Consider the following 9,656-nt stretch of genomic DNA (forward strand, 5'->3'; position numbering starts at 1 on the left):
CAGCGTTGGCTAAAAGTCCTGGTAGCTCCGCTACAAGGACTTCCGGCCGCCTTGCGCTTCGCATCCCCTGGGCCTGCGGCCCGGGGAGACCCCAAGCTGGACGACGCTCCTCCACGGGCAAACATTGCCGGTCGCGGCACTAGCCGCAGGCGCCCGTCCCCGGGGCCGGTCCGCGCTGTGACGTGTACGACCGTGCGGCGCCGACGCCGTCAGCCGGCACGCCGCGCCCCCGTACCGGCCGCGCTCCTACACAGGCCCCGCGACCACCGCGACAGGCTTCGCCAGCGGCACCCCGGAACCGTCCCGGCGCGGGTCGGGCTCCGGCAGCTGTGCCGGGGCGCCGTTCTCGGCCGCCGCCTTCGCCGGAGTGGGCCCCGCCCAGGCCAGCGTCAGGCAGTCCTCGCCCTTCAGGAACCGCTGGCAGCGCACCCCGCCTGTGGCGCGGCCCTTCCTCGGATACTGATCGAACGGTGTGAGCTTCGCCGTACTGATCGAGTCGTCCAGCGTCCCGTGCGAGCCCGACACGGTGAAGACCACCGCGTCCGCCGACGGGTCGATGGCCGTGAAGGTGATGACCTTCGCCTCACCCGTCAGCTTGATGCCCGCCATGCCTCCCGCCGCTCGTCCCTGCGGCCGGACCTGGCCCGCCGGATAGCGCAGCAGCTGGGCCTCGTCGGTGATGAAGACCAGGTCCTCCTCGCCCGTACGCAGCTCGACCGCGCCCGCGATCCGGTCCCCTTCGCGGAGTGAGATGACCTCCAGCTCCTCCTTGTGCGAGGGATAGTCGGGCACCACCCGCTTGACCACGCCCTGTTCGGTGCCGAGCGCGAGCCCGGGGGAGGACTCGTCCAGCGTGGTGAGACAGACAAGCCGCTCGCCGGTCTCCAGCGACAGGAACTCCGACACCTGTGCCCCGCCCGCCAGATGCGGTGCCGACGCGGACTCCGGCAGCTGTGGCAGATCGACGACCGTGAGCCGCAGCAGCCGTCCCGTCGAGGTGACGGCACCGATCTCGCCGCGCGTCGTCGCCGGCACCGCCGAGACGATCACATCGTGCTTCGCGCGCTTGGCCGCCGCGTCGAACGCGGGCTCGCCGTTGGCCGTACGGGCGAGCAGGCCCGTCGAGGACAGCAGCACCCTGCACGGGTCGTCGGCGACCTCCAGCGGGACCGATGCCACCGGGGTGCCCGCCGACTCCAGCAGGTCGGTGCGGCGCGGGGTGCCGTACTTCTTGGCGATCGCGGCGAGTTCACCGGAGACCAGCTTGCGCAGCTCGGCGTCCGAGTCCAGGATCCGGGTCAGTTCCTCGATCTCGCCGCGCAGCCTGTCCCGCTCGCTCTCGAGCTCGATGCGGTCGAACTTGGTGAGCCGCCGCAGGGGGGTGTCCAGGATGTACTGCGTCTGCACCTCGCTGAGTCCGAAGCGGGCGATCAGGGATTCCTTGGCCTGCGCCGCGTTCTCACTCGACCGGATGATTCTGATGACCTCGTCGATGTCGAGGAGCGCCACCAGCAGCCCCTCGACCAGGTGCAGCCGGTCCCGCCGCTTGCCGCGCCGGAACTCGCTGCGCCGGCGCACCACATTGAAGCGGTGGTCGACGTAGACCTCCAGCATCTCCTTCAGACCCAGCGTGAGCGGCTGGCCGTCCACCAGCGCCACGTTGTTGATCCCGAAGGACTCCTCCATGGGGGTCAGCTTGTAGAGCTGCTCGAGCACGGCCTCCGGGTTGAAGCCGTTCTTGACCTCGATCACCAGGCGCAGTCCGTGTGCGCGGTCGGTGAGGTCCTTGACGTCCGCGATGCCCTGCAGCCGCTTGGAGTTGACCAGGTCCTTGATCTTGGAGATGACCTTCTCCGGGCCGATGGTGAAGGGCAGCTCGGTCACCACCAGTCCCTTGCGGCGGGGGGTGACCTGTTCGACCGCCACGGTCGCGCGCATCTTGAAGGTGCCGCGGCCGTTCGCGTAGGCGTCCTTGATGCCGTCGAGGCCGACGATCCGGCCGCCCGTGGGCAGGTCGGGGCCGGGCACGAAACGCATCAGCGTCTCCAGGTCCGCGCCCGGGTGCTTGATCAAATGCCTGGCGGCGGCGATGACTTCACCCAGATTGTGCGGCGGCATGTTGGTCGCCATTCCGACCGCGATCCCCGACGAGCCGTTCACCAGCAGGTTCGGATAGGCCGCGGGAAGCGCGGACGGCTCGCTCTCACTGCCGTCGTAGTTCGGCGCGAAGTCGACGGTCTCCTCGTCGATCGACTCCACCATCAGGCCCGCGGCCGGGGCGGAGCGGCACTCGGTGTACCGCATGGCGGCGGGCGGGTCGTCGTTGCCCAGCGAGCCGAAGTTGCCGTGGCCGTCCACCAGCGGCAGCCGCATGGAAAAGGACTGCGCCATCCGCACGAGCGCGTCGTAGATCGCACTGTCACCGTGCGGATGGAGCTTGCCCATCACTTCGCCGACGACCCGGGCGCACTTGACGTAACTCCGGTCGGAGCGCAGTCCCATTTCGTGCATCTGGTACAGAATCCGCCGCTGTACGGGCTTCATCCCGTCCCGGGCGTCGGGCAGGGCGCGCGAGTAGATGACCGAGTAGGCGTACTCCAGGAAGGAGCCCTGCATCTCGTCGACGACGTCGATGTCGAGGATGCGTTCCTCGAAATCGTCCGGCGGCGGAGTCTTCGTACTGCGGGGGGCCATCGCGGCTGGGCTCCTTCGGTGCGGACGGTTCCGGCTGCGGGTGGTGAGCCGGGAGGATCTGACGCGGACCATTGTGGACCGCGTCGCCGACAAGGGGGGTGCCGACCCGGCGGCCGGGCACGTTCCCCGCGTCCTTGGGCGTACGGTACGGGAACTTCGTACGCTGTCGGCGCGGTTGCATACAGTGACAGGATCGCCTGCCACCACGTGCACGCAACTGACGCGATCGAAGGGACTCCACGCCCATGGGTCACACGGCCACGCCCCCGCCTTCCACCGGCGGGCTGACAGCGACCGAGCACAAGCTGGCCAACGGCCTGCGTGTGGTTCTCTCCGAGGACCACCTCACGCCCGTCGCCGCGGTCTGTCTCTGGTACGACGTCGGCTCCCGCCACGAGGTCGCGGGGCGCACCGGACTCGCCCACCTCTTCGAGCACCTGATGTTCCAGGGCTCGGCGCAGGTGTCGAACAACGGACACTTCGAGCTGGTGCAGGGCGCGGGCGGTTCGCTGAACGGCACCACCAGCTTCGAGCGCACCAACTACTACGAGACCATGCCCGCGCACGAGCTGGAGCTCGCGCTCTGGCTGGAGGCGGACCGGATGGGCTCGCTGCTGACCGCCTTGGACGAGGAGTCCATGGAGAATCAGCGCGACGTGGTGAAGAACGAGCGCCGCCAGCGGTACGACAACGTGCCCTACGGCACCGCGTTCGAGAAGCTGACCGCGATGGGATACCCCGAGGGTCATCCCTACCACCACACCCCGATCGGGTCGATGGCCGATCTGGACGCCGCCTCCCTGGAGGACGCCAGGGAGTTCTTCCGCACGTACTACGCGCCGAACAACGCCGTGCTGGCCGTCGTCGGCGACATCGACCCGGAGCAGACGCTCGTCTGGATCGAGAAGTACTTCGGCTCGGTGCCCGGACACGAGGGCAAACACCCCCCGCGGGACGGCGCCCTGCCCGACATCGCGGGCACGCAGCAGCGCGAGGTCGTCCACGAGGACGTGCCCTCCCGTGCCCTGATGGCCGCCTACCGGCTGCCGCACGACGGCACCCGCGAGTGCGACGCGGCCGACGTGGCGCTGACCGCGCTCGGCGGCGGCGAGTCCTCGCGGCTGAACAAGCGGCTGGTGCGCCGCGACCGGCTGGCGGTCGGTGCCGGGTTCGGGCTGCTGCGGCTCGCGGGAGCACCGTCGCTGGGCTGGCTCGACGTCAAGGCGTCCGGCGGGGTGGAGGTCTCCGCGATCGAGGAGGCCGTCGACGACGAGCTGCGGCGGTTCGCCGAGGAAGGTCCGACACCGGAGGAGATGGAGCGCGCGCAGGCCCAGTTGGAGCGCGAGTGGCTGGACCGGCTCGCCACGGTGGGCGGACGCGCGGACGAACTGTGCCGGTACGCCGTGCTGTTCGGGGACCCGCAGCTGGCGCTGACCGCCGTGCAGCGGGTCCTGGACATCACGCCAGAGGAGGTACGGGCGGTGGCCGCCGCCCGGCTCCGCCCGGATAACCGCGCCGTGCTCGTCTACGAGCCGACCGCCACCGCCCAGGACGAGACCGACGAGACCGCCCAGAATGAGGAGCCCGGCCAGTGAGCGACGCCGCCACCCCCGCGGACACGACGGGTCCGCACGGTACGCAAGGCAGGACGATGGACTTCCACCCGCAGCCGCAGGGCGGCCTGCCCAAGCCCTGGGCCTTCCCCGCCCCCGACCGCGGCCGGCTCGGCAACGGGCTCACGGTGCTGCGCTGTCACCGCCCCGGCCAGCAGGTCGTCGCCGTCGAGGTTTCCCTGCCGGCGCCGCTGGACGCCGAGCCGGACGGTCTCGACGGCGTCGCCACGATCATGGCCCGCGCGCTGTCGGAGGGCACCGACAAGTACGACGCCGAGGAGTTCGCCGATGAGCTGGAGCGCTGCGGCGCCTCTCTCGACGCGTACGCCGACCACCCGGCCGTGCGGGTCTCGCTGGAGGTCCCGGCGTCCCGGCTGACCAAGGCGCTGGGCCTGCTCGCGGACGCGCTGCGCGCCCCCGCCTTCCCCGAGAGCGAGATCGAGCGCCTGGTGGGCAACAGGCTGGACGAGATCCCGCACGAGCTGGCGAACCCGGCCCGCCGCGCGGCCAAGGAGCTCGCCAAGGAGCTGTATCCGGCCGCCTCCCGGATGTCGCGCCCCCGGCAGGGCACCGAGGAAACCGTGTCCCGCATCGACGTGGCAGCGGTCCGCGCCTTCTACGACGCGCATGTACGGCCCGCCACGGCCACCGCCGTCGTGGTCGGCGACCTCGACGGCGTCGACCTCGACACCGCCCTGGCCGAGACGCTCGGGACCTGGACCGGCTCCACGGCGCAGCCGCGCCCGGCCCCGCCCATCACCGCCGACGACACCGGGCGGGTCGTCATCGTGGACCGTCCGGGCGCCGTGCAGACCCAGCTGCTGCTGGGCCGCATCGGACCCGACCGGCACGACCGCGTCTGGCCTGCCCAGGTTCTCGGCACCTACTGCCTGGGCGGCACCCTCACCTCCCGGCTGGACCGGGTGCTGCGGGAGGAGAAGGGCTACACCTACGGTGTGCGCGCCTTCGGGCAGGTGCTGCGCTCCACCCCGGAGGGCACCGGTGCGGCCCTGCTCGCCGTCTCCGGATCGGTGGCCACGGATGTCACCGGACCGGCGCTGGCCGACCTGTGGCAGGTGCTGCGCACGCTGGCCGCCGACGGGCTGACCGACGACGAGCGGGATGTCGCGGTGCAGAACCTGGTGGGCGTCGCGCCGCTGAGGTACGAGACCGCGGCAGCGGTCGCCGACACCCTCGCCGACCAGGTCGAGCAGCACCTCCCGGACGAGTTCCAGGGGGAGCTGTACGCGCGGCTCGCGCAGACCGGCACCGTCGAGGCCACGGCGGCGGCCGTGAACGCCTTCCCGGCCGACCGGCTGGTCACCATTCTGGTCGGCGACGCGGACCAGATCGCCGATTCCGTACGGGAGTTGGGGATCGGCGAGGTCAAGGTGGTGGCCGGCGGCTGAGCCGGATCACGTGCAGTGGGGCACGCGGGGCCGGTTCCCGGGTCAGGAACATGACCGGGAACCGGCCCGTGCCCTGTGTGTATGTCCTGATTCGGTCGACATCGTCCCGTATGCCGTGTGGGCTACGTGACAAATCGCGGGATTGGTTTGGCAGTTGACAGTTGTCCCGTTTAGCGTCGGTCCGGCTGTTCGTCAGAAGTGACCGCGACCGCGGCCGACGTCCAGCATCGCCGAGTCCCCGTACACCGCGTACAGCACGTATGCGAGGGGGAGCCGGGGACTCTTCCCTTGGTGGCACCGTAGCCGGTGCCGAGGGTCCCTTCCGAGGCCGGACCGGGAAAGCCGGGCCGCCGCCGAGGCAGGGGTGGGGTGAATCGGGCCGTCTCGCGAGAGCCGGACCGTAGGAGACCTTCCTGCTCCGAACCGTCTGGGGGTCCCTCCTGCCGCAGGCAGGCGGAAACCCGGTAGGCGGGAAGGAAGGAAAGGAGTCACGCCAGCCCATGGCGTTCACCCATGCCACCGGGAAGCACCGTCGTCCCCGCCGTGCGTCCCGCCGCCGCGCCCAAGTCGCCGGCATAGCCGGCCTGGCGGCCGCAGGCGTCGTCGGTTCGCTCGCGACCCCCGCGGTCGCCGACAGCGGCACGCAGTCCACGTCACACGAAACGGGCCTGACCCGCGCCGTCGGATTCGGCGACTCCCTCGCCGACACCGTGAGCGAGCAGGCCCGGACCCAGCAGGCCGAGGCCGAGCAGGCCAAGGCCGAGGCCATCGCCAAGAAGAAGGCGGCCGAGGCGAAGCGCAAGGCCGCCGCGGAGAAGGCGAAGCGGGAGCGCGAGGCCAAGGAGAAGGCCGCCCGGGCGGCCGCGCGGGCCAAGCTCCTGGCCTACGGTGCGCCCCTCGAGGACGCCTCCGTCTCCACCTCGTACCAGTCCTCCGGCGGGCTGTGGTCCTCCGGCGGTCACACCGGCATCGACTTCCAGGCGGCCGAGGGCACTGCGGTGAAGTCCGTGGCCGCGGGCGAGGTCGTCGAGGCGGGCTTCGACGGCTCGTTCGGCAACAACATCGTGATCAAGCACCGGGACGGCAAGTACACCCAGTACGCCCACCTGTCGTCCATCAGCGTCTCGGCCGGCCAGTCCGTCACCTCCGGACAGCAGATCGGCCTCTCCGGTTCCACCGGCAACACCACGGGCCCGCATCTGCACTTCGAGGCCCGTTCGGGCCCGGACTACGGCTCGGACATGGACCCGGTCGGCTACCTGCGGGAGCACGGCGTCGGGCTCTGAGTCGGGCGGCACAGCACAGCACGGACCCCCGGTCGCACATCGCGGCCGGGGGTCCGTTCGCACGCGTGCAGCCCGTTCGCTGCGGTGCGGTGGGGTCAGACGGTTTCGGGAAGCTCTTCCAGTCCTTCGGCAACCAGTGTCGCCAGACGTTCGAGGGCGCTCTCCGCGTCCACCGAATCCGAGGACAGCACGATCTCCTCGCCGGCCTCCGCGCCCAGGCCCAGCACGCCGAGCATCGAGGCGGCGTTGACCGGGGTGCCGCCGTTGCCCTTGTGGACGGTGACCGGGACCCCCGAGGCGGCCGCGGCGCGGCAGAAGATCGAGGCGGGGCGGGCGTGCAGGCCTTCGGCCCAGCCGACGGTGACACGGCGCTCAACCATGGTGTTGCCCTTCAAGTCGTTCCTGTCGTCCAGACGATAGAGCAGTCTCGCATGCCGTGGCCGGGCCATCCGCGTCCCGTCCCCCCGGCCACCCGGACCGGCGCCGCCCGGTCGCCCCCTGCGGCACACCACACCCGCGCACCACACGCCACACCTCGGCCCACCGGCCGTACCCTGGCCCCATGCCCACCTCGGAGGAGCGCGCGTACCCGGCGCACTGGGAGGCCGACGTCGTACTGCGCGACGGCGGCACGGCCCTGATCAGGCCCATCACCGCGGACGACGCCGAGCGCCTCGTCAGCTTCTACGAGCGTGTCTCCGACGAGTCGAAGTACTACCGTTTCTTCGCCCCCTACCCCCGGCTCTCGGACCGCGACGTCCGCCACTTCACCCACCACGACTACGTGGACCGGGTCGGCCTCGCCGCCACCGTCGGCGGCGAATTCATCGCCACCGTCCGCTATGACCGCATCGACGAGACCGGGCGCGCGGCCACCACCGCCACCACACAGGCCGAGGTCGCCTTCCTCGTACGCGACGACCACCAGGGCCGCGGCGTCGCCTCCGCCCTCCTCGAACACATCGGCGCCGTCGCCCGCGAGCGCGGCATCCGCCGCTTCAGCGCCGAAGTGCTGCCCGCCAACAACAAGATGATCAAGGTGTTCACGGACGCCGGCTACTCCCAGCAGCGCAGCTTCGAGGACGGTTCCGTCCATCTCACCTTCGACCTCGAACCCACCGAGCAGTCCCTCGCCGTGATGCGTGCCCGCGAACAGCGCGCCGAGGGCCGCTCCGTGCGGCGGCTGCTCGCCCCCGGTTCGGTCGCCGTCATCGGTGCCAGCCGGTCACCGCGCGGCGCCGGGCGGCGGGTCCTGGACGGCCTGCGGGCCGGAGGCTTCACGGGCAGCACGTACGCGGTCAACCACGAGCTGCCGGCGGGCCGCTCCGAGATCGGCGGCGAAGGGGACGCCGGCGGGGCCGTACCCGCCTTCCGTGCAACGCGGGACGTGCCCGAGCCTCTCGACCTCGCCGTCGTCGCCGTCCCCGCCGCCCAGGTGACCGCCGTCGCACGGGAGTGCGGCGAAGCCGGTGTGCAAGGCCTGGTCGTGCTCAGCGCCGACTTCACCCGGGACGAGCAGCGCGAACTGGTCCGGCTGGCCCGCTCCTACGGAACCCGCGTCATCGGGCCCAATGCCCTCGGGCTGATGAACACCGCACCGGACGTACGCCTGAACGCCACCCTCTCGCCCGAAATGCCGCAGCGTGGCCGCGTCGGGCTCTTCACCCAGTCCGGCGCCATCGGAATCGCTCTGCTGGACGGTCTCCACCAGCGTGGCATCGGGCTCTCCAGCTTCGTCTCCGCGGGCAACCGCGCGGACGTCTCGGGCAACGACGTGCTCCAGTACTGGGACGACGACCCGGACACCGAGGTCGCCCTGCTCTATCTCGAATCCATCGGCAACCCGCGGAAGTTCACCAGGCTCGCCAAGCGCACCGCCGCCCGCAAGCCGGTGGTCGTGGTCAAGGGAGCGCGGCACAGCGGCAGTGCGCCGCCGCCCGGGCACGCCGTCCCCGTCTCGCGTACGCCCGTCGCCACGGTCAGCACCCTGCTCCGGCAGGCGGGCGTGATCATGGTGGACACGGTCACCGAACTGCTCGACGCGGGAGCCCTGCTCGTCTCGCAGCCGCTGCCCGCCGGGCCCCGCACCGCCATCCTCGGCAACGCCGAGTCCCTCGGCCTGCTCAGCTACGACGCCTGCCTCGCGGGCGACCTGCGCCCCCACCCCGTCGTCGACCTCGACACCTCCGCCACCCCCGAGGACTACCGACGCGCCCTGCGCGCCGCCCTCGCCGACCCCGACACCGACGCGGTCGTCGTCACCGCCATACCGTGGGTGGGCGGTGACGCGGACAGCGTGACGGATCTGGCGGACGCGCTGCGGGAGGCCTCGGCCGGCGCCGGCAAACCCGTCACCGTCGTGCACCTCGCGATCGAGGGGCTGGACACCGCGCTGGCCGAACGCGGCATCCCCTCGTATCCGGCAGCCGAACGAGCCGTCCGCGCCCTCGCCGAGGCGTCCCGGTACGCCGCCTGGCGCCGGGAGGCGGAAAGCCCGGGCCGGGTACCGGAGTTCGATGTCGACGAGACCGCGGCCGCGGATCTGCTCGCACACGCCACGTCCGCCGATGCCGCCGACGCGGCGGATGCCGATGCCGGTGCCGAGACCGCCGAGGGGCCCGGTGTTCCCGAGCCGCTGGACACCACCCTGGAAC

6 protein-coding genes are annotated in these 9,656 nt (G+C 71.5%); 4 read left to right on the top strand and 2 right to left on the bottom strand.

Translation table 11 applies throughout. The features are described 5' to 3' along the window. Positions 1 to 246 precede the first annotated feature (246 nt). A complete protein-coding gene (locus tag ACRDP3_RS17820; RefSeq protein WP_431517953.1) occupies positions 247 to 2,694 on the bottom strand; it encodes a DNA gyrase/topoisomerase IV subunit A in 2,448 nt (815 codons plus the stop codon). Positions 2,695 to 2,939: 245 nt separating this feature from the next. On the opposite strand from ACRDP3_RS17820, the gene ACRDP3_RS17825 reads away from it, so the two are divergent. From ACRDP3_RS17825 to ACRDP3_RS17835, 3 genes are all read left to right on the top strand, one after another. Then, positions 2,940 to 4,289 (top strand): M16 family metallopeptidase, encoded by a 1,350-nt coding sequence (locus tag ACRDP3_RS17825; RefSeq protein ID WP_431517954.1) that lies wholly within the window; start codon positions 2,940 to 2,942, stop codon positions 4,287 to 4,289. A 56-nt stretch (positions 4,290 to 4,345) separates the two neighbouring features. Beyond that, a complete protein-coding gene (locus ACRDP3_RS17830; protein WP_431517958.1) occupies positions 4,346 to 5,716 on the top strand; it encodes a M16 family metallopeptidase in 1,371 nt (456 codons plus the stop codon). A gap of 500 nt (positions 5,717 to 6,216) precedes the next feature. Next, positions 6,217 to 7,002, top strand: coding sequence for a M23 family metallopeptidase (locus ACRDP3_RS17835; protein ID WP_431517955.1), 786 nt, complete (start codon positions 6,217 to 6,219; stop codon positions 7,000 to 7,002). A gap of 95 nt (positions 7,003 to 7,097) precedes the next feature. On the opposite strand, the gene ACRDP3_RS17840 is transcribed toward ACRDP3_RS17835, so the two are convergent. Continuing rightward, the gene (locus tag ACRDP3_RS17840) at positions 7,098 to 7,382 is read right to left on the bottom strand and encodes an HPr family phosphocarrier protein (RefSeq protein ID WP_431517956.1); all 285 of its coding nucleotides are present in this window, start codon (positions 7,380 to 7,382) and stop codon (positions 7,098 to 7,100) included. A 182-nt stretch (positions 7,383 to 7,564) separates the two neighbouring features. Here ACRDP3_RS17840 and ACRDP3_RS17845 point away from each other — a divergent pair. Continuing rightward, the coding region (locus ACRDP3_RS17845) for a GNAT family N-acetyltransferase (protein WP_431517957.1) at positions 7,565 to 9,656 on the top strand (2,092 nt) is incomplete at its 3' end.

Source organism: Streptomyces sp. (assembly GCF_050698815.1).
In the GTDB taxonomy this organism is placed as follows: Bacteria; Actinomycetota; Actinomycetes; order Streptomycetales; family Streptomycetaceae; genus Streptomyces.

Bases quoted from the DNA above. Each gene is read 5' to 3' on its own strand.
- ACRDP3_RS17820 (WP_431517953.1), bottom strand. From the start codon at position 2,694: ATGGCCCCCCGCAGTACGAAGACTCCGCCGCCGGACGATTTCGAGGAA.
- ACRDP3_RS17825 (WP_431517954.1), top strand. From the start codon at position 2,940: ATGGGTCACACGGCCACGCCCCCGCCTTCCACCGGCGGGCTGACAGCG.
- ACRDP3_RS17830 (WP_431517958.1), top strand. From the start codon at position 4,346: ATGGACTTCCACCCGCAGCCGCAGGGCGGCCTGCCCAAGCCCTGGGCC.
- ACRDP3_RS17835 (WP_431517955.1), top strand. From the start codon at position 6,217: ATGGCGTTCACCCATGCCACCGGGAAGCACCGTCGTCCCCGCCGTGCG.
- ACRDP3_RS17840 (WP_431517956.1), bottom strand. From the start codon at position 7,382: ATGGTTGAGCGCCGTGTCACCGTCGGCTGGGCCGAAGGCCTGCACGCC.